The 19,606-nt window shown below is 41.5% G+C and carries 20 protein-coding genes and 2 pseudogenes; 8 read left to right on the top strand and 14 right to left on the bottom strand.

Translation table 11 applies throughout. From position 1 onward, the window contains the following. Nucleotides 1–115 precede the first annotated feature (115 nt). Nucleotides 116–1,708: a flavin monoamine oxidase family protein gene (locus WA1_RS51265; RefSeq protein WP_336389865.1), complete on the top strand. Its 1,593-nt coding sequence runs from the start codon at nt 116–118 to the stop codon at nt 1,706–1,708. A 429-nt stretch (nt 1,709–2,137) separates the two neighbouring features. After that, entirely contained in the window at nt 2,138–3,130 is a 993-nt protein-coding gene (locus tag WA1_RS51260; RefSeq protein ID WP_017740854.1) for a tyrosine-type recombinase/integrase, read from the top strand. Between the two features lie 436 nt (nt 3,131–3,566). Here the strand turns inward: WA1_RS51260 and WA1_RS51255 are convergent, their stop codons facing one another. The 3 genes from WA1_RS51255 to WA1_RS51245 form a co-directional block, all read right to left on the bottom strand. Continuing rightward, a complete protein-coding gene (locus tag WA1_RS51255; RefSeq protein WP_017740853.1) occupies nt 3,567–4,133 on the bottom strand; it encodes a hypothetical protein in 567 nt (188 codons plus the stop codon). Between the two features lie 71 nt (nt 4,134–4,204). Beyond that, nucleotides 4,205–4,372, bottom strand: a complete 168-nt coding sequence (locus WA1_RS61200) for a hypothetical protein (RefSeq protein ID WP_272819493.1) — start codon at nt 4,370–4,372, stop codon at nt 4,205–4,207. 299 nt (nt 4,373–4,671) lie between these two features. Continuing rightward, complete coding sequence (locus WA1_RS51245) at nt 4,672–5,304, bottom strand: homoserine/threonine efflux transporter (RefSeq protein WP_017740851.1); 633 nt, start codon at nt 5,302–5,304, stop codon at nt 4,672–4,674. Between WA1_RS51245 and WA1_RS61195 the strand changes: the two genes are divergently transcribed. Further along, nucleotides 5,298–5,432: a hypothetical protein gene (locus tag WA1_RS61195; protein ID WP_272819492.1), complete on the top strand. Its 135-nt coding sequence runs from the start codon at nt 5,298–5,300 to the stop codon at nt 5,430–5,432. The two genes, WA1_RS51245 and WA1_RS61195, sit on opposite strands and share 7 nt — an antisense overlap. Here the strand turns inward: WA1_RS61195 and WA1_RS54400 are convergent. The 3 genes and pseudogenes from WA1_RS54400 to WA1_RS51235 form a co-directional block, all read right to left on the bottom strand. Continuing rightward, nucleotides 5,429–5,620: pseudogene (locus WA1_RS54400) on the bottom strand (ATP-binding domain-containing protein); the annotation flags it as partial. The gene WA1_RS61195 and the pseudogene WA1_RS54400 overlap by 4 nt on opposite strands. A 314-nt stretch (nt 5,621–5,934) precedes the next feature. After that, on the bottom strand, nt 5,935–6,204 hold the full coding sequence (locus WA1_RS51240) for a GlsB/YeaQ/YmgE family stress response membrane protein (protein ID WP_017740849.1): 270 nt from the start codon (nt 6,202–6,204) through the stop codon (nt 5,935–5,937). 344 nt (nt 6,205–6,548) lie between these two features. Then, the gene (locus tag WA1_RS51235) at nt 6,549–7,169 is read right to left on the bottom strand and encodes a tetratricopeptide repeat protein (protein ID WP_017740848.1); all 621 of its coding nucleotides are present in this window, start codon (nt 7,167–7,169) and stop codon (nt 6,549–6,551) included. A gap of 618 nt (nt 7,170–7,787) precedes the next feature. On the opposite strand from WA1_RS51235, the gene WA1_RS51230 reads away from it, so the two are divergent. Beyond that, on the top strand, nt 7,788–8,057 hold the full coding sequence (locus WA1_RS51230) for a hypothetical protein (protein WP_017740846.1): 270 nt from the start codon (nt 7,788–7,790) through the stop codon (nt 8,055–8,057). 420 nt (nt 8,058–8,477) lie between these two features. Continuing rightward, a complete protein-coding gene (locus tag WA1_RS51225; RefSeq protein WP_017740845.1) occupies nt 8,478–12,926 on the top strand; it encodes an NACHT and WD40 repeat domain-containing protein in 4,449 nt (1,482 codons plus the stop codon). Nucleotides 12,927–13,403: 477 nt separating this feature from the next. Here the strand turns inward: WA1_RS51225 and WA1_RS51220 are convergent, their stop codons facing one another. The 5 genes and pseudogenes from WA1_RS51220 to WA1_RS51205 all read right to left on the bottom strand — a co-directional run bounded on the left by WA1_RS51220 (nt 13,404) and on the right by WA1_RS51205 (nt 16,501). Then, nucleotides 13,404–13,868, bottom strand: a complete 465-nt coding sequence (locus WA1_RS51220) for an FHA domain-containing protein (RefSeq protein ID WP_051077005.1) — start codon at nt 13,866–13,868, stop codon at nt 13,404–13,406. A gap of 276 nt (nt 13,869–14,144) precedes the next feature. Beyond that, nucleotides 14,145–14,618 (bottom strand): annotated as a pseudogene (locus WA1_RS56460) (CHAT domain-containing protein); the annotation flags it as partial. 143 nt (nt 14,619–14,761) lie between these two features. Next, entirely contained in the window at nt 14,762–15,439 is a 678-nt protein-coding gene (locus WA1_RS51215; protein ID WP_017740843.1) for a class I SAM-dependent methyltransferase, read from the bottom strand. Between the two features lie 174 nt (nt 15,440–15,613). Further along, entirely contained in the window at nt 15,614–15,952 is a 339-nt protein-coding gene (locus WA1_RS51210) for a hypothetical protein (protein ID WP_017740842.1), read from the bottom strand. A gap of 66 nt (nt 15,953–16,018) precedes the next feature. Beyond that, a complete protein-coding gene (locus WA1_RS51205; RefSeq protein ID WP_017740841.1) occupies nt 16,019–16,501 on the bottom strand; it encodes an ASCH domain-containing protein in 483 nt (160 codons plus the stop codon). Between the two features lie 623 nt (nt 16,502–17,124). Between WA1_RS51205 and WA1_RS51200 the strand changes: the two genes are divergently transcribed. Both WA1_RS51200 and psb34 read left to right on the top strand, forming a co-directional pair. Continuing rightward, nucleotides 17,125–17,556 carry an Hsp20/alpha crystallin family protein gene (locus tag WA1_RS51200; protein ID WP_017740840.1) on the top strand — a complete coding sequence of 144 codons (432 nt, stop codon included), beginning with the start codon at nt 17,125–17,127 and terminating at the stop codon, nt 17,554–17,556. A gap of 252 nt (nt 17,557–17,808) precedes the next feature. Then, complete coding sequence (gene psb34 / locus WA1_RS56455; protein WP_017740839.1) at nt 17,809–17,979, top strand: photosystem II assembly protein Psb34; 171 nt, start codon at nt 17,809–17,811, stop codon at nt 17,977–17,979. 330 nt (nt 17,980–18,309) lie between these two features. Here psb34 and WA1_RS51195 read toward each other — a convergent pair whose 3' ends face one another. Genes WA1_RS51195 through WA1_RS61510 form a run of 3 tightly spaced genes read right to left on the bottom strand, consistent with a single transcriptional unit; the run spans nt 18,310 to nt 19,058 of the window. Next, nucleotides 18,310–18,594: a hypothetical protein gene (locus WA1_RS51195; RefSeq protein ID WP_336389862.1), complete on the bottom strand. Its 285-nt coding sequence runs from the start codon at nt 18,592–18,594 to the stop codon at nt 18,310–18,312. 31 nt (nt 18,595–18,625) lie between these two features. Next, nucleotides 18,626–18,790: a hypothetical protein gene (locus WA1_RS61515; RefSeq protein ID WP_336389861.1), complete on the bottom strand. Its 165-nt coding sequence runs from the start codon at nt 18,788–18,790 to the stop codon at nt 18,626–18,628. A 46-nt stretch (nt 18,791–18,836) separates the two neighbouring features. Continuing rightward, the gene (locus tag WA1_RS61510; protein WP_336389860.1) at nt 18,837–19,058 is read right to left on the bottom strand and encodes a hypothetical protein; all 222 of its coding nucleotides are present in this window, start codon (nt 19,056–19,058) and stop codon (nt 18,837–18,839) included. Nucleotides 19,059–19,180: 122 nt separating this feature from the next. Here WA1_RS61510 and WA1_RS51185 point away from each other — a divergent pair, with 122 nt between their 5' ends. Then, the gene (locus tag WA1_RS51185; protein WP_017740838.1) at nt 19,181–19,600 is read left to right on the top strand and encodes a CoA-binding protein; all 420 of its coding nucleotides are present in this window, start codon (nt 19,181–19,183) and stop codon (nt 19,598–19,600) included. Nucleotides 19,601–19,606 lie beyond the last annotated feature (6 nt).

Raw genomic sequence — 19,606 nt, 5'->3', positions numbered from 1 at the left:
AAACCGATGTGCCTCAGTCGCTCACAAAGGTGCCATCTCGTAGGACAGCAACCACTCCTTACTGACCCGTCAGAAAAAGTTAGTTTCCGTCAGTAACCGTAATAAATAGTATTTAATTTATACAAATACATTCAATAATTACGTAATCGTCTCTGGCAAGTTGAATCCTAAATCATCAGACAACAACAAAAGGGATAAAACAATGGACGCTAACATGATTCTTGAACAATGCCAACTGATTAACAGCCAATCCCAGAAGAAGCACATTACAATTTTAGGAGCAGGAATTGCAGGTTTGGTTGCTGCTTACGAACTAGAACGCTTGGGTCACACTGTTGAGATATTAGAAGGTAGCCCACGTATCGGTGGACGGGTATGGACACACCGTTTCGGGAATGAACCCGATGCACCTTATGCCGAACTCGGAGCCATGCGTATTCCTAGCGACCATGAACTGACATTGCATTATGTCCAAGAAATGGGACTCAGTGATAAGCTGTGTAAGTTTATGACCGTGTTCGAGGAAAGCAATGCCAAAATGAACATTAACGGTCAAGTGTTGAAGATGAAAGATGCACCTCGTACACTACAACAAACAGAAGGCGGTTTGTTGACTGACACTCGTTACAGCGAACAAACTCGCAATTTTGCGGCTTGGCTTAAAACTATCATTAATACTATTGCTCCTGGCAATCTTCGTTCTGATTTTGAGCGCGACTTGCAATCTCACCTGATGGATGAGTTGGAGCGCTTGGATTTAGATCCCTACTTCAGCGAAGATGGTGAAACGATAGATTTGCACTCCTTCTTAACTCAAAACCCCAGCTTCCGCGCCAAGTGTTCTCAAGGGTTAGACATTTTCCTTGGCGACATCATGACCGAAACCAGCCATGACTTGTTGCAACTTAAAGGTGGAATGGATCAAATCATATCAAGATTGGCAGCATCAATCAAAGCGGACATCAAGTGTAATGCTGAAGTAGTTGCCTTGCTCTTAGAAAAAGATTATACCCAGATCGCTTGGAAGCAAAACGGTCAAATCCACATCAAGAAATGCGACTACGTGTTATGCACAATTCCATTCTCCGTACTTCGCAAAATGGAGTTGAGTGGTTTCGACGAGCAAAAGTTAGACTCCATCCACAACACCGTTTACTGTCCCGGTACTAAAGTAGCGTTTCATACCAAGGAAGCTTTCTGGACAAAAGAAGGTATCAAAGGTGGAGCTTCCTTCAGTGGTGAAGGCGTGCGTCAAACCTACTACCCCTCAGTTAAGTTCAATCCAGAGCGTGGAAGCGTGATGTTAGCAAGCTACACTATCGGTGATGATGCCGATCGCATGGGCAAAATGTCCGAAATTGAACGCTTTGACTACGTGCAGAACACAGTCAGCAAACTTCACCCAGAATTGAACGTACCCGGTACAATTGTGGACAAAGCATCCATTGCTTGGGGTGAGTATAAGTGGAGTGCAGGCGGATGCACCATTCATTGGGATGATAGCGAATCCAATTACTTGGCAGCACAAAGACCGCAAAACACCTTGTTCTTTGCAGGCGAACACTGCTCTCGATTCCCTGCTTGGCTGCAAGGTTCTATCGAGTCCTCTCTGGAAGCTGTTCGCGACATTGTGAAGCACAAGCCAGTTACAAAGTCCACTGCTGTCAACACTATTTCTCGCACCAATCGTCAGCTGGTAACAGTTTGAACAGTGACTACCTGAGCGATTAAGAAAATTTAACAGTAAGTCGATTGTTTTATACCCTTTAATTTGTACCCGCCACGAGCGGGTTTTTTGATATGGGGTGAAAAAAGTAGCGATCGCATTAGTTGCAACCTGGGGGAACAGTTAAAGCGATCGCTGCAAGTCGGCTCCCCTCATAACCCAAACAGTCACTGGTGTTCTATGACTGTGTTATCACTTACTTTTTTTGTTAACCATTACACAAAATTCCTGCCAAAATTGGTAAACGAGCGGGTTAACCCGGATTGACCATGCCAAAATTTTACACTTATGGGGTTTCTTCCACCTCCATCATATAGTGCGACAATGACTCTTTTCGCACTACTTAGAATGTAAAATACATACAAGGGGCGCGTTCGCCTCCCAACCAAACCTGCACCCAATAGTTCCCATATGAGTTCCATTCACCCAGAAAATATCAGTGTTTTAGAAAGTTCATTTGCCCTCAGTATCGGGTCAAACTTTTCTTTAGAAAATGACCCGGATGTGGTAGAGCAGTTAATTGGGGATAAGCGAAGTCTCAACACCAAGCGCGAGTACCAAAAAGATTTACGGGACTTCTTTTTGTACATAGCGAAAACTGAACTCTGTCGGGATTTGGTTTTGGAGTTTCTGCACCTGGAGCAAAAACACGCGGTGGCTTTAGTTTTCAAGTACAAAGCACACTTGATGAAGAAGAAATTAGCAGAAGCAACAGTGAATCGTCGTCTGAGTGCAATCAAATCTATGGTAGAGATGGGGCGACGGTTGGGAGTGTGCAATTTTTCGTTAGATGATGTCAAAGGTGAGAAAGTTGAAACTTATCGCGATACCAAAGGCATTCCACCAGGTGACTATGCCCGAGTTATTGGTAGGTGCGATCGCACGACTCTAAAAGGAAAACGAGACTATGCCATACTGCGGTTACTTTGGGATAATGCTTTGCGTCGGAATGAAATAGTTAATTTAAATGTTTGTGACTTTAACCTTAAGGAAAAAACTTTATCTATCCTGGGTAAAGGTAAGGGGACTCAGAAGCAAGTTGTCTCACTGTCAGAAAAGACAGTTGATGCGATAGCGAGTTGGTTGAAAGCGAGTCAGAAGAAACGTAACGATGACCCCATGTTTACGGTACTTGCCTATCATAATTATGGAGAAAGATTAACTGGAGAAGCAATCAGGCGACTGGTGGATGGGTTATGCAAGCAAGCTGGAATTACCAAGAAGATGTCACCACACCGCGTCCGCCACAGTGCAATTACAACTGTACTGGATCAAAACAATGGTAACTACCGTGCTACTCAACGTTTTAGCCGTCACGCCCAAGTGCAGACGGTTCTCAAGTATGATGATAACCGTCAAAATTTACAAAAAGCGATGAGCGATAAGATATCGGATCTGATTTAGAAAACAGGAGTGGAGGTTGACTGCATCCAAAAAAGCAAATCTTACCGGAGAAAAAGGCAGTGAGTCTGGGTGCATCCCCTTAGAGAGGATAAGTTAACTTTGTTCAAAAAGCCCAACGTCCGGTTTTAAGTAACCCCAAAGGTTCTTGCGTTTGCATAATGGATAGCGAGTAGCAGACGAACAAAACCCTTATAAATGGGTAGAATTGGCAATTTTTGGCAAGCTGTTCTTCGGTAAATGGTTGCAATTCCATAGCACCCTCAGGTTCCCAGCCAGTGTGCGATCGCCAATAGCAGATGTCCCGCGTTGCACAAGAACGATCGCACCACGGCGGATGACATTAAGTTAGAAGTGCCCCTGGGTAGAAAAAACGGACATCACCAAGCAGATTTTTTTAATGGCAGACGGGCATTGCAAACGGCAGTTCTAAAGACTCTCATTTCACCGGATGATACAAACCGTCATCTTTGTATTGCCATGCTATACGACCGGGATCGCGTGACTTCACCCACGACTCAAATTCCAATTGAGTCATAGTTGTGCGTTGCTGTGTTAAATTGGCTACATTGGTCAGCAATCTTTTTGCCAGTTTTTCTTCAGTCAATGGCTGTAATTCCATAGGTGGTTGCTTGTAATGGGAATACGCACTTTGTTTGCGTCCCCTATAACTTCCTCCTGGGTTTTGTTGCAGTTGCACGATCGCATTTTCTATAAGAGAAAGTCGGTTAGCTAGTGCCTTCACCTCTTGCTCTATCCCTTGAGTTTCTGTACTGTTATCTGTACGATTTTCTGTATTTTTTGAGAACCGCTTTAACTCGGCTTCTATTTTCTGCAGACGATTTTCTGTACTGCTATCTGTACCGTCCCCGTCTAAAACGTGTTCCAACCCTTGGATGACCAAATCGGTGGCTGTGGTGTTCAGCTTCCTTGCTTTGGCTCTCAGTGCTGCTGTCAGTGTTTTGGGCAGTTTAAAGTTAATGGACTCGCGTTCAATTTTTGCCATATCTGTACTTGCATCTACACCATAGTACAGAGTTTATCAAGAGAGGGGGGTGACCGAAGAATTCGTAATTCTTAATGTAAAGGTTCATTTACTGCCACAGGACGTGGAGGTCTACCACCATCTCCCACAGAACCGTTGACGGGTGATTCAGTACTTGCAACTTGGGTGACACCTCCATCTGAGGTTGGGAGAATTGGAGGTGGGGATAGGACAAGTTTGGGAGAAAACAAGACTACCACTCCAAATTCCCCAACTCAAATTGTGGAAGCTCAAAGCTGGGTGATGGATGGCAATGGCGACATTGTCTTAGTTGCCCTAGCAGCTACCGCGACACCTGACAATCCCACCTACAAAAATGCATCTTGCCCAGCTTCATAGAGAAATGTCATAAAATGGGTGCCCGCAGTCAGTTGGCTTATCGCAGCTTTTACCTCTCTTGAGTAACGGGGTATCTCACTTATATGGAGATACGTTGACTTGTAAGAAAATAATAAATTAGGAGCGATAAGCGCTCTTTCAGCTTGCGCTGCGCGATCGCTTAATCACGTGCTCTAGCAAAAGCCAATCGCAAGCCTAAAGCAATCAAGACTGCACCTGCGACACGTTCTAACCAGTGAGAAATAGACTCAAGAGTGTTTTTGACTATCCGTTGTGAAATGAGCAAAGCGACAAGATTGTACCAAACCAGCGCTATAGTAACAATGGTTGCACCATAAAATGCTTGTGTAACTAAAGGTGTTGCTGGGTGGATAATTTGAGTAAACAGTGCTAGGAAAAATAAGGTAGCTTTGGGATTGAGCAAGTCTCCTAATAAACCAATCCGAAACGCCATCCAGCGACTGATATCTTTCGATCTTTGTTTGCTATCAACCGAGTAGGAATGTTTTTTAGCTCGTAGCGATTTTAACCCGATATAAATGAGGTAAGCAGCACCTACCCACTTTAGGGTATTAAATAACAGAATTGACCGCGAAATAATAGCGCCAATGCCAACTAGACAATAAGTGGCATGAACGACGTGTCCGGCAGTGACACCCATAGCAGTGTAGATACCTGTTTGCCTGGAATAAAACAAGCTGTTGCGGAGTGTCAACGCAAAATCCGGACCTGGACTTATCACTGCAGCAAGTCCAATCACAAAAACTGTCAACCAGTCATTTAGAAATGACATTAATCAACAACCTCAATATCTTTCCTATTACTTTTACCGCAACTCGGGACTCTATTAACCAGAAATTGAGCCAAGCTCACAAAGAGCGATCGCTTAGCTGTTGCGACAAAGATGCACCCCACAACTAAAACGCCCGCACCAACCGTTGCTGCAACTGAGTATAGCGCTGTTGCTTTTCAGTAGAGCGCAAAGCCAAACCTATGGCTTTTTTAGAACCAATAACAATTGCTAACTTCTTCGCCCGCGTCAATCCCGTATAAAATAGATTGCGTGTTAGCATGACATAGTGTTGCATATACAGGGGCAGAATCACCACTTACTTGATTTCCATTTTCGGAAACAACACCTAGTTTATAACGCTTTGAGGCTTAACTGAACCGTATTGTATTATATGCGATTCTTTAGTTGAAGTTCAATGTAGAACAGCGATACAGCTGTACTCCGTTAAGCCAGAGGCTTATCGCCATTTGGTTCTGAGAAATATCGCACTTCCTTTTCTCAAAGCGATAGTCAATAATAATAGCGCTACCCTAACTTGAGAGTAGCGCCATTTTTTTATTAAATTCACCGGATAATATATCAAAATTGGCTCCGGTGATGTTTACTAGAAATTGAGCGTGCTTTAATGGATTACACTGCACGACGGGTGACTAAATTCCATACAAAAATAGCGACAAGCGCACCAACAACTGCTAACGCGATACCGGGAATACTGAGGGCAGAAGCGGCCAAACTAAACTGTCCCGTGCTAAAGAATACGCCCAAGCTACCACCGACAAAAGCACCGATAATTCCTAACAAGATTGTTCCCAAAATTCCACCACCTTGGTGTCCGGGGTAAATAGCTTTAGCTATAGCACCAGCAATCAAACCTAAAACAATCCAAGCAATAATGTTCATTGTTCTGTTAGGGGATAAACTTTTTCATCTGACAATGACAGAATAACAATTCAAACTCGCCTGAACAATCTGCCATCAGAACTAATTATTCATAGGTCTTAAGTATGAGTTAATTTGGTTTATTTCTTAAGACATAGATAGCTCTTAAAACAAATTAAAAAACTCCTAGTTAGTCCCAAACTAGGAGATGGAAAAGTTATTGCTTGGTAATTGCATTCTAGGAATTTTTCCAAATTTATCTGTTCTCCCAAAGGAGTAAAACTTGAGAACGAATTTGCTTTGAGTATCCGCGTTATGCACTTCTTATCATCAAGCTGATGGATTGGCTCTCGTTCATGTAACAATTAATCCCATCCGCGTAACTTTTGGTGTACGGTAGCTAAGTGCCACATATAATCGTCAATTTGATGACTGACTGCTTGAGTCATGTATTGCCGTGCTAGTTCTAGTTGACTCTCCACTTCAAAATACAACCCAAGATAAAGATAGCTATAGAACGATTCACGCTTATCGTTTGAAGAGCCAGCAGCCAGTACAACATCATCAACAGAGCAATTACCAGCATATAGATCGTAAACCCGCCGCATGACTTGCCGAGGATCGTTTCTGACTTCTAACAAAGACTGTTGTGCTTGAGCGGGACTGTAAAGGCGAGCAATGCAAAGATAGCGCCAAACTGTTTCTTCCACATCTTGAGAGTTAATGGTTAAGTCTATTTCAAATTGTTTTGCCCCAAGAGCAAATCGCTCGGCATAGTAGTACGACAATCCTCGTTGCCATAGGTAGGGTGTTAAGCGTGGGTCTAGTTTTTCAGCTGCATCAAAGTCAGCGATGGATTCATTAATGTTAGCTAACTTGAAATGAACCATGCCCCTATGTACGTAGGCTTTAGGCTCATGAGGATGACTGAAGATAACATTGTGACAACGAATTAGCTCTTGTTCTATAGGATTGCTTGAGTTCATTTTTTCTTTTTCTTCTTACTGCTTTTCAGATGACTATTGCGAACAGATGAAGGAATTGTGCGATCGCATATCCAGGTTACGAGACCAAGGGAATTTGGAAGATGCAGCACTTCATATCTTAGAATAATTGGGGGAAATTAAGCGCCCTTACCTGACGCCATTGGAAGAAAAGCTGTTGAGTCTTTTGGAGAGGGAGTTTGGAGTTGGGTAGTGCTTTGATTCAGTACTTGTTAGTTTAGCATAACAAGTACTGAAGAACCAAAACTATAAGCAAGAATACAAAAAATCTTACAGTACCATGCTGCCCGAAGATTTGGAATCTGACGATTTAGAAGATGATTAAATAAGTAGAGTTATTTATGTAATATATAGAACCTCAAGTTTGTGAATTAATTGTTAGTCAGCACAAATATTTAAATATATTTGTTAGCCCTGAAGAATATCAGTTAATAAAAGACTTAAAGGAAGTAGCTAATCTATAAAAAAAGGTCAATCATTATGAATTTACAAGAAACTCAATTGCAAATTTACCAGCTAAAGCAACAAATGACTTTAACCCTAGATAATCCTAAATCCGTGAAATTACAGGTGAAAAATATCAACTGACTTCAAAAGCAATTGAGAGCTATTAAAAAAGAGATAAACTTAGCTATTAAAGAAATTAATCAACAAGCCACGCAAACTACTCCTGATAGTATTATCTCAGTAGGACTAGATTTATTTGGTAAACGCAAGTTAGCTGGTCAAGTGAGACAAAGCACAAGGAGAGGAATTCAATCAGATAAAATTAATGCGAGACAACCTTATATGGATATTAAAGACTACATTGACCAATTGATACTGGAGGGCGATAAACTTAAATTAAAAGCAGAACAATATTTAGCTTAATGGTTTATATCCAATTCTCGCGGCTATGCCTTCAGCAACACCATTAATTAAAAAGCAGAGTACTGTAGTGTGAAAGTGTTTATTGGGTTTTTTATCTGGGCGATCGCATAAATATCAAAACCCACTTTTGGATTCTTTCTTTATCGCCCGCCATGGTGCGCTCGGACAGTCATTGCACTGAAATATTTGCTCTTATTGCCTCATCTTGCGGCTTATCGCTCTAGAAGATACGTATTAAAGTTACTTAACAGAATGACTGTAGTCGGAATTTCCAAGCAGAATCCGGAATAATACCAGACAGCAATGTAGTTACTGAGAAATTCAACTTGTGACCCGTACAATGCAGCCTATATCTTAAGCTTTTTTTACATTAAATTGACCGGGAAAGACGTAGATTAGAGAAACGAGCGGGACATTTCTGTGATACCACTTAACCTTGACGCTATTATTAATGCGATTTCTGGCATCGCCAGTCCATTGATTAAAGATAAGTTGCAGCGCAATGAAACTGTTATCAAATTACTAAAACAATTTAACCTTGCTCCCGAACACCCGCCTGCGGATTTTAGTGGGGTTTACGCCTACGCCCTGGTAGAGTATGGTGTAGGCAAACCAAAACCCTTTCTCGAACTTTTCCGCCACGAACAAATAAAACTTGCCTTTCGCAAAGCCTTAGACCACAATAACCCCTCAATCCTCCTATCTGAAGTCGATACATTTGTAGGTGCTTATGCTTTGGGGGATGAAATCAAAACCCTGGGGCTTGATATTAGACGCGAAGTAGCAGCATTTGCCACTGTCTTTATTGAAGTTGCCAAGCGTAGCCGCACCCCAGGAGATGCACTGATGAGCCAGCAAATTGGTTCTTTGCACAAAAAAATCGCAGCTATTACCGAACAATTAGACAGGCTGCCAACTCTCGAAGGAATTCGTACCGAGATGGCAAGGTTGGCTTCCCAAAATTACCCAGCACTGCCAACTGCTAGTACTGCAGTTGAAAACAACTGTAAGGCTGTTGCACTTGCCCAACAAATGCGCGGTTGGTTTGAAACCCTGGGCTATCGTTTCGAGAAACATGAAGTTTGGGCAGAATATTTTGAGTGGATTATTAACATTCAGGGAAGGCGGGGATACGATCGCATTTTAGTACGTGGCATAGAGGGTGAAGCAGGAGTTAAGGACGTTGCAGCTTTGCGTGAAGAAATACAAAAGCAACGGACGGATGAAGGATGGCTCGTTTCAGCGCGTCGAATTTCACGCGCTGCACGGGAACAAGTTAAAAATGAGGATTACAGCAAAGTTTTTTGCTACACCTTTGACGAACTCTTAGACCAAGATGCTGATTTTAGCGGTTACCTGAACTGGTTGGAAACTGAGGTAAAACGTCGGGGCATTGATACTAAGTATGTCCCCCTTGCTTGCACCAAAGAAGAAATTGACTCTGTAACTAAACGCCAAATAGCTGTAAGTCGTTACGATGAGGAAGATGGCTGGATTGATGGCTACATCGACCTTTGGTTGGACGATCCAGCTAAAGAACATATCTCAGTTTTGGGAGAATTTGGCACGGGAAAGACTTGGTTTGCTTTTCATTACGCTTGGGTGGCATTACAACGATACCGGGATGCTCAAAAACGCGGCGTGGAACGTCCCCGCCTCCCGTTAGTCATTACCCTCCGGGATTTTGCTAAAGCACTCAATGTTGAAAACGTGCTGGCTGGTTTCTTTTTCACCCAACACAATATTCGCTTAAATAGTGACGTTTTTGACCAACTCAACCGCATGGGCAAACTGCTGTTGATTTTTGATGGCTTTGATGAGATGGCAGCTCGTGTTGACCGCCAGGAGATGATTAACAACTTCTGGGAGTTGGCGAAAGTGGTCGTTCCTGGTTCTAAGGTCATCCTCACCTGTCGCACCGAACATTTTCCAGAAGCGAAGGAAGGGAGAGCACTGCTTAATGCCGAACTTCAAGCATCAACTGCTAATTTAACAGGAGAAACACCACAGTTTGAAGTCTTGGAACTGGAGAAGTTTAACGACGACCAAATAAGACTTGTCCTATCGTTTCAAGCTTCCTCTACTACAGTAGAAAGTGTGATGGGCAATCCTCAACTGTTGGATTTAGCACGTCGCCCGGTGATGACTGAGTTAATTCTAGAAGCACTACCGGACATTGAAGCCGGGTTACCTGTGGATATATCGCGGGTTTACTTATATGCCGTGCGTCATAAGATGGAACGGGATATTAAAGCAGAGCGCACCTTTACGAATTTAGCAGACAAACTTTACTTCTTATGCGAACTATCCTGGGAGATGCTCTCAACCGACCACATGAGTTTGAACTATCGGTTGTTCCCAGACCGCATTCGTCGTCTCTTTGGTTCTGTGGTGCAAGAAGAGAAAGATTTAGACCACTGGCACTATGACATGATGGGGCAAACAATGCTGATTCGGGACGCGGATGGCGACTATACTCCTGCCCATCGTTCCTTATTAGAGTTCTTTGTTGCTTATAAGTTTGCCGCAGAATTGGGAGCATTAGCTGAAGATTTTACTGAGTTGGCAAGATCGCGATCGCGTTTGAATAACAGTGCAGCACCAATTGACTATACCTGGTCTGGTTACTTTGCTCCTCGTGATGCGGTCGCGCTTAGCGGCGGCAACAGCCTTGCGCTATTAAAAGGGTTTATACGTGAGCCATTAGAGAAGTTGAGGGAAACCGTTGGGCGATCGCAACTGACGAAAGCTGTAATGGATCTGCTCGTGCCAATGTTGGATAATAACGAGTCGCTGGTTAAAGTTATTGAGGCAACGCGAAGGAAAAGTGAATTGGAGGTAGGTTATGTTGGGGGGAATGCAGCAACGTTACTAGTGAAAATTGACAAGAAGGCACTAGACAACAAAGATCTCTCGCGTGCTGTGATTATCGGGGCTAATTTTTCCGATGCTAGTCTGCGCGGTGTTAATTTTGCAGTGGCGAATTTGGCGAATACTGTTTTTCCCAAAGCCTTTGGTGCAATTTTCGCAGTGACATTTAGTCCTGATGGTAAATTGTTTGCTACAAGTGATGCTAGCTGTAAGATTCTTATTTGGAGATGTGAGGATAGTCAACCAATTGCACTCTGTGAAGGACATAAAGATTGGATACGGTCAATTGCCTTTAGTCCGAACGGTAAAGTCGTAGCTAGTGCTAGTTATGACCGAACAATTAAATTATGGAATATCCTCACTGGAGAATGCCTAAAAACTTTACAAGGGCACGGAGGTCGGGTAAATTCTGTTACTATCTCTTCTAACAGTAAAATCCTAGCTAGTGGCAGTAGCGATCACACAATCAAAATTTGGAATATGCATACTGGAGAATGCTTTAAAACCTTGCAAGGTCATACCAGTAGAATTCATTCAGTTACAATTAGTCCTGACAGTTTAATCCTAGCTAGTAGTAGCAGAGACAAGACAATTAAAATCTGGAATATTTATACAGGAGAATGTCAAAAAACCTTGCTGAGCCATAGCGATTCTGTAAATTCAGTAACAATTAGTTCTGACGGTACAACCCTAGCTAGCTCTAGCGCTGATACAACAATAAAATTATGGAGTATACATACAGGAGAATGCCAAAAAACCTTACAGGGACACACTAATGAAGTGCGAACAATAGCTTTTAGCTCTAACAACAAAACTCTTATCAGTGGTAGTTACGATAAAACCATCAAGTTATGGGATATTGGCACTGGGGAATGTTTGAACACTTTACAAGCACACACTGATTGGGTTAGATCAGTAGCAATTAATCCTAATGCAACTACTTTAATTAGTGGAGGCAACGACCAAACAATCCGTCAATGGGATCTCCTGACTGGAGAATGTATAAAGATTTTACAGGGTTATAGTGGCGCAATACGATCAGTAGCAATCAGTCCCAGTGATGCAACTCTAGCTAGCAGTAGTGAAGAACCAACAGTGAAGCTATGGAACATACGTACTGGAGAATGCCTAAAAAATTTACTTGGACACACAAGTAGGGTAAATTCAGTAGCTTTCAGTCCTAACAGGAAAACTCTAGCAACTGGTAGTTATGACCGAACAATCAAACTATGGGATGCTTGTACTGGAGAATGCCTAAAAACTTTCAATGGTCATAGTGGTGGAGTCAATTCAGTAGTTTTTAGTCTTAGTGGTAACATTTTAATCAGTGTTGGTGGTGACAAAACAGTGAAACTATGGGACATTGAAACGGGAGAGTGTCTCAAAACCTTGCAAGGACATACCAATTGGTTATGGTCAGTAGCCGTTAGTCCTGACGGTACAACTATAGCTAGTGGTGGCGATGACAAAGTAGTGAAGTTATGGAATATTTCTACAGGAATATGTTTGAATACCTTAGAAGGGCACCAAGAATCTATATGGTCATTAGCAATGAGTTCTGACGGTAAAACCCTAGCTAGTTGTAGTGATGATAATACAGTAAAATTATGGGATATTAGCACGGGACAATGTCTTAAAACTTTACAAGGGCATATAAGCAGGATAGAGGCAGTAGCTATTAGCACTAATGGTCAAATTTTAGTGAGTGGTAGTTTTGATCGAACAATAAAACTTTGGGACATAAATACAGGAGAATGTTTGAGAACTTTGCATGGTCATACTCAACGAGTACAGTCAGTAGCTATCAGTTTCGACGGTACGCTTATATTTAGTGGTAGCTATGATGAAACAATCAAGATTTGGAATGCTAATACAGGTCAATGCCTAAATACTTTCATTAACAAGCCGTATGCAGGAATGAATATTACAGGCATTACTGGTTTGACAAAATCTGAAAAATCTACGCTCAAAGCTTTAGGAGCAGTGGAGGATGAGTAAATTCTGCTCAAAATGAGATGTGATGGGATGCGATCGCGCTTCAACTCTTTTTTATAAAGAGTATTCACAAATATGGATGTTATATTCAACTATAGTGATTATATTGCTGGCTATTATAAGAATAGCTTAAGTTTACTGACTCTTCATTGCTTTGCACAGTCGTGCTGGTAAGCGATCCAATACTTCACCTGGGCAATTGGAGTTGCCAGTTTTTTGATATATTAAATTCTACTTGTTACTAGAAAGTGTTTCCTCAAAGCTAGAACTCGTCTCCCTGGCGCTGCTCCAAATTTGGGCTATATCCCCAGTTTCAATCCTCAATCACCTTAATAAGGTGATACGATAATTGTCCTCGCTGCTGTTGATTTCTGAGTCTTAATACGAAAGGGTTACAAAAATAAAATTACTCTTTTACATGAAATTATCAGAAAAACTTTTAAACATAAAAAAGAAACATTTCTCACTCCCTTTTTCAAACTAGTCCTCCATATCCTCGGTCATGCCAGCATTTATAAGTGTAATATTGTACTCAGCATTATCGGTTTGTCCTGTAGCCCTCATGGTATCCCGGACTACGTAGTAGATAGCACGTACCTGTGGACCAAAGACAATTTCATCCTCATTCTTCAAATTACGTGCCAAGATTTTTCGTCCGTTAATCATTAAGCCGTTAGAGCTAGCTTTGCCCTTGGCATCACCATCGACAATTCGATAATAGTAAATATGTTTTTTATCATCGCATGGTAGCCTAACCAAGGTAGCATGGCGACGTGAAACAAACTGTGAAATCAAACGAATATCACACTCGCGATCTCTACCAATAGAGTAAATAGGACGATCCAAAGAAAACTCTTTACGCCCTTGGTCATCTTCTATTATCAGTAAATGGCTTTCATTCGATTCTGCTGTTACTGATGGTATTTCTTCAGCAACAACAGCAATTTCTTCTTCAACGGCAGGTGCTGCAGCTTGACCTTGTTGTTTAGCTAACAATTGTTTGCGATACAACGCTGCCATTTCCTCTGCCTTATCATAAACAAGTTGACGGTTTCTAATGATGTCACCCGGTTCGGGTTCCAATTTTTTAGTAGATAAGGAGATACGACCTCTTTGTGCATCTATGTCAATAACCATCACCACGATTTCATCGTTGACGCTAAATGCCAATGAAATTGCGTTACAACCAAATTCATAAGCAGTCTCAACGGAACACCCAGATCCCAAAGCATCATAAAAACCAACAGCAAATTCAACAGCCGCACGGTCGCCAATTTCTCTATTCATTCCAATGACAAAATTAATATGATGAGCAATAGCTTGAGCTTGGATTTCTGAGTAGCAAGCATTCAACAGTACGCACTCTACAGACTCTGAAAAAAGTTTGAACAACCCAGCAAGTGCTTCAGGAGACACTAATTGTATATTCCCCAGTTCGTTCTCAAATGCTAAACCACCATCCTCTGCTCCATGCCCAGAAAAATGAACGATATGGGGCAAAAAGTTTAAAAGTGCTCGTCGAACATCTCTCGGTCGAACTGCCCATTCAGAGTGAAGGACGAATCGGTCTCGCTCGCTTGCTTGTCGCAAACCTTCTTTAATATCGCGGGCTTCTTCATCCAAACGCAGTTTATCCGTACCTAAAGGATGTGCAGCTAGAATCAGAATTTTTCTAATTGAATTATCATCACTCATTACTGCCAACAAGCTGAATATTGCTTCAATCTTAGCTTATGCTCGTTGCACGCGATGGCAACAGGCGATCGCGTGGAGTTTTTCACTTAATATTGCTGCAATGTTGTTAGCCTAGAAACAACTGAATTGCAGACCGAAGCACTTCACTGTCGTTCAAAAACAAAAATGATTGAGACAGGTTTGTTGGTTACCGGATGATAGATTTCTCGTAAATTCAGCAATCGGTAATTGCGATCGCAAAATCCTTCAATCCACGATTCCATAGTACGATAGTACCAAGGAGCGGGATGAAATGGTTCATTGCCAATTTCTTGCCACAAAGTTTCCCGCCAACCATCTGCTGTTTCAGTTCCACCGCCAGCTGTTAATGGGTGGAGTGTTTGAACGATGATGTGACCGCGAGGCTCTAAAAGATGATGACCGACATCAGCGATATCAGTTAAGTCTCGTTGTCCGAGAATTGAGAAGTTACAAATAAAGCAAGAAAAACGTTCAATGTTACCGAATTTTTGTACTCCCAATTCGGAGTATGAACTCACAAGAAAGCGAGAATCGCCACATTCCCGTGCTGCTTCAATCAGAGCATAAGAAGCATCGACTCCCCACCCATCAATTCCCTTGGCAAAAAGTTCGCGACACAACCATCCTTCACCACATCCAACGTCTAAAAAAGTTGTTGGATTTAGCTCAGTAACAGTTTCTAGTATTGCTGAATTGGTAACTTGAACACGGCTTTTAATTTGATGGGAACGAATCACCCGCGTCCAAGACAAAGCATTCTTGTTCCAAGAATTCAGGATTCGTTCTTCATTCTCATGCATATTTTTTCTATTTCTCTGCTACTGGAAGAGCACTATTAATATACAAGCTCGATAGTATTCATATCGTCACTGTTAGAGGTTGAGCCTCTAACAGTGACGATTACATACACTGTCTTTACGTTATCTGTACCTCAACTCATACATATTTAGTAAGGTGGTTGATGTCTGTGCTATTTACTCATCAAAATCAAAGTTCTCCTCATCTTCCTCATCCGGTACAAGTTCTCCAAGCCTTCCAAGCATTGTCGCAATTCCATTTAACTTTGTGGCGAAATCATCGATTTGTAGCTCTAAGTCTTGAGCGACTTCCCAAATACACGTCCCCGTAGGTGCATTAATTGTTGAATCCCCATTGATAATTGTGTGAGCCATTGAATGGAGATTTAGCAATTCAAGTCTTATCCCATCTAGATCGCAAATGCTCGAGCAAATCTCATCAATAGTGTCCACAGCTGCTAAAATTTTAGTAGTATCAAAGTTTTGTTGCAATTCATCCAACTTTTTGCTGCTCACAGTCGGTGTAAATCGTCTTGTGGTTCTTCTTGCTCATGGCGACAAATACCTGTTGATATATCAAACTTATTTTCCATGAGTTAGAGCGTTAACGTACACGATATGAAACCGCTCGCAAACCAATGGCATATCGAGTACTGGAGACTTGCCTATCTTTGGTAGTACACGTGAAAAGAACCGCCAGTGCGCTTCTCTCCAATATGCAAGCGAACAATCTCCTTCACCTTCATCCGCAGCGAACCGTGCATCAACTTTATCATATGGGCAGATTGTGACTTCTGTTGTTTCAATAATGCATAACGGCTGATTGTGACTATCAAGTACGATGCTTTTCTGTCCAACTTTAGGAATTGGCTGACCCTCGGCTTCCCACTCCCATAATGCAGAACTTGTAGCGGTCTTTTTTCTTGACACAATTAATTTACCTAGAGAATTGGCGAGGTCAGGGTTGTCACCAAACTGTTCGGCTACGTATTGCTCGTTACGCACGGGTGAATCTGGTGGGAGTGTTGTTAAATAAGCTTGCCAGTACTGTTTAATTTGTTCCATGTTATTATTTATGCCACTTTTCACAAGCGGAGTAAAAACCGTTTTCTCCCATGCTTCAGTGTAAATCCTTTATTGGCGATCGCCACGTTAGAGCGTTAATACAAGCACGCAGTTAAAGCGAGTGGGCGTGAATATGTTTGACTGCACTTCTATTGTCGTAACGATGCGAGATTTGGGCTATATTTTACAAGCTCATTGGTAGTTAGCGCATCATGGTAGTTATTTAGATATTTCAATAGATGAATATTTTCGATGGATGGAGGAAAATGTACCATCCTCAACTGAATCATTGGCGCAAGCACACGGTGCGGAAAACTGGTTTGGAATTGATTGAAGAATCATAAACTTTTAGTAGCAAGCAGACGTGACCTGCTTTTTCATACTTGAATTGCACTATCGTTAGTGAATGCGGACAAACACATAAGTAAAATTGAAGGTTTTTAAGTCTTGTTTACCGAACTAAAATATTCGGTTAGTCCCACTTATTTACAGTTAGAAATTATTATACGGTTATTCTCAATTCCGAAGTAGTTAAAGCCGAATCACTCAAGATTATGCAAGCCATATTATAAAAACATAAAGCAAACAAACAAGAGCACACTTTCTACTTATTCATAATAGCTATGACACTCATTCGTTACAATCCTTGGAAAGAAATAAACGCAATCCAACGCCTGTTTGAAGATACAAGAGTTCCGTTTGAAAGAGATTTCGTGAAAGTTCCTGCTGCCGAACTAACCCAAACAGATGACGCGGTCCACCTCAAGCTAGAACTTCCAGGTATGGACGCTAAAGACCTGGATATTCAAGTCACAGAAAATGCTGTTTCCATTAGTGGAGAGCGTAAATCTGAAACTAAGACCGAAGAAAAAGGCACGACACGGACTGAGTTTCACTATGGTAAGTTTCAGCGCGTTATTCCATTGCCTCTTTTAGTTCAAAATACCAACGTTACTGCTGAATACAAAGATGGTATCTTGAATCTGACTTTGCCCAAAAAAGAGGAAGAAAAGAACAAAGTTGTCAAAGTGAATTTAGAACAGCCTGCTGCATAGTTGACTGTTTAAGAGATAAATTTCCTTGCACACAAATAATTATCGAGCAACCCCGGTTTCGTCAGAGTTACCGGGGTTTTTTCTCAGGAGTGCGAGCTTGCAAGGGATAACGGCTATACTACCGTATCGCAACAATCTACAGATTAGCTCTTCTTATGGATACTATTTATTTTTCTACGTCAAGCACTCTTGATGTTTTGTAACAAAATCGTTATATTTATTTACATAAGATAACAAACAAGGAAAAGACCTATGTATACTACTGTTAATGAAGACGGCGTCCTCAACAACTATCCCACCGAGCCAAAGATGCAGTTTGCTGAATACCCCGCTATTTGGGAGCAACGTCAATATGTTATCCAAGGCGTGTTTGCTACATTACTTGTCACTACTTTAGTTCTGGTTGCTTTTACAGTTGGTTAAGACGAGTAGACTTTGCTATTAAAAACTCTTATCGACATTTGAGCTTCCCATTTTCACCCTGGCTAAAGGCTAGGGTTTTTCCATTGAAAAGAATAAGACTGACATTGATATATCCGCCTCCATCAAAACATAACCGATTCCGAAAAATAGTTGAAGAAGGTGTGTAGTTTAGGGAAGTACTCTCTCAAATTCTTTTACATCCCCAATTTATTGGATAAATTGGGGAGATTTTTCTAGAACGCCAACATGCATCATGCGAGCGCTCATCTAAATTGAATAAATTATTATCCTAGTGTCAATACACCTGATGGCATATCAATAACAAGTCTTCTAGTTGTAAGCCATTGGCGACCAAGTAAAACTTCTGTTAAATAAGAGCCAACATGCACGGGAATCTGAAATTCTTGACCAACAAGCACGTACTTCACCTAAATATAAGTCAAACTCGGTTTCTCCTCTGGCTGTAAACATTGGCTGCTGTTTTATATATGTCCAGCCAAATCCATCTATGTCTTGACCGTTTATAGCCAAGTAGCCAGAAAAGCCTGTATCGAACATTGCATTAACTGGCAAATCAAAACTAGATGAGACTATCAAATCAATTTCAAAAAACAAAGCATCCTACTCACACCAAAAAAGCCGGATATCATACAGTTCCGCACACCCCAGTTTCGTTGATACGGAAAGTATACAACTTTGCACCTGGATATTTTTCATGTGCTAAGAAAGCGCCTTCCATCTCATCCTGATTAAGAAAATATTCTCCACTATCAGGTTCAATTGTGATGTACCAGTTATAATGGGTTTGCATTAATTCTGGTTTTACACGGTCAAAAATTACTTGACTGCGCGCAGCGTTATTCCTGGCGTTCAGCTTCCCATTGTGCGTGCTGTTCTGGAGTCCATTGAATTTCGCTTAATATCCGTCCCCGTCTAGCTGTAGGATTCGGTTTAGTTTCTGTCATATTTCCCACTGGCAAGTAATATCTATATTTTACTTGGTAGTTTACACGCTTGGTGATACTCGAAAGCTGTTGTCTTGTAAAAAATTCTTGTGCTGCATCAGGAGTAAGTATCATTTCTCCCGAACCGTTCGTTTCTATAAATCTGATTTTTCTATAGAATGGGCGAGCACTGGGTATTGTTATTGCTTTGACGATACTATTGAATCTAAAAAAACATTTTAAAAGGAGACTCGACAATGCCGTTTAATAAATTAAATGACAGTGCAATACGCGACGTGTTGACCAGTGCAAAAGTCATTGCTGTTGTCGGACACTCCGATAAACCAAATCGTACTAGTTACCAAATTGCCCAATTTGTACGGAAGGTTGGTTATATTGTTTACCCCGTCAACCCACAATTTCAAGAAATTGATGGTCAACCCAGTTATCCTTCTTTGAAAGAAGTGCCATCACGTATAGATATTGTTAACGTTTTTCGCCGCTCTGAGTACTTAAGTGAAATTGTAACCGAGGCAATCGCTATTAATGCCAACACAATCTGGGCGCAACTCGGTATATCAGATGAAGCCGCCGTACAAAAAGCATTGGATGCGGGAATGAACGTAGTGATGGATGCGTGTATCTTGATTGAATATTTACGCTTGGTTCGTGTCTAGTTTTAT

It is taken from the genome of Scytonema hofmannii PCC 7110 (assembly GCF_000346485.2).
Lineage (GTDB): Bacteria > Cyanobacteriota > Cyanobacteriia > Cyanobacteriales > Nostocaceae > Scytonema > Scytonema hofmannii.
Note: the sequence above shows the minus strand (reverse complement) of the source record. Positions and strands in the feature narration are given on the sequence as shown.

Bases quoted from the DNA above. Each gene is read 5' to 3' on its own strand.
- WA1_RS51200 (WP_017740840.1), top strand. From the start codon at position 17,125: ATGACACTCATTCGTTACAATCCTTGGAAAGAAATAAACGCAATCCAA.
- WA1_RS61515 (WP_336389861.1), bottom strand. From the start codon at position 18,790: ATGCAAACCCATTATAACTGGTACATCACAATTGAACCTGATAGTGGA.
- WA1_RS51185 (WP_017740838.1), top strand. From the start codon at position 19,181: ATGCCGTTTAATAAATTAAATGACAGTGCAATACGCGACGTGTTGACC.
- WA1_RS51215 (WP_017740843.1), bottom strand. From the start codon at position 15,439: ATGCATGAGAATGAAGAACGAATCCTGAATTCTTGGAACAAGAATGCT.
- psb34 (WP_017740839.1), top strand. From the start codon at position 17,809: ATGTATACTACTGTTAATGAAGACGGCGTCCTCAACAACTATCCCACC.
- WA1_RS51240 (WP_017740849.1), bottom strand. From the start codon at position 6,204: ATGAACATTATTGCTTGGATTGTTTTAGGTTTGATTGCTGGTGCTATA.
- WA1_RS51255 (WP_017740853.1), bottom strand. From the start codon at position 4,133: ATGGCAAAAATTGAACGCGAGTCCATTAACTTTAAACTGCCCAAAACA.
- WA1_RS61510 (WP_336389860.1), bottom strand. From the start codon at position 19,058: ATGATACTTACTCCTGATGCAGCACAAGAATTTTTTACAAGACAACAG.
- WA1_RS51245 (WP_017740851.1), bottom strand. From the start codon at position 5,304: ATGTCATTTCTAAATGACTGGTTGACAGTTTTTGTGATTGGACTTGCT.
- WA1_RS51260 (WP_017740854.1), top strand. From the start codon at position 2,138: ATGAGTTCCATTCACCCAGAAAATATCAGTGTTTTAGAAAGTTCATTT.
- WA1_RS51235 (WP_017740848.1), bottom strand. From the start codon at position 7,169: ATGAACTCAAGCAATCCTATAGAACAAGAGCTAATTCGTTGTCACAAT.
- WA1_RS51205 (WP_017740841.1), bottom strand. From the start codon at position 16,501: ATGGAACAAATTAAACAGTACTGGCAAGCTTATTTAACAACACTCCCA.
- WA1_RS61195 (WP_272819492.1), top strand. From the start codon at position 5,298: ATGACATTAATCAACAACCTCAATATCTTTCCTATTACTTTTACCGCA.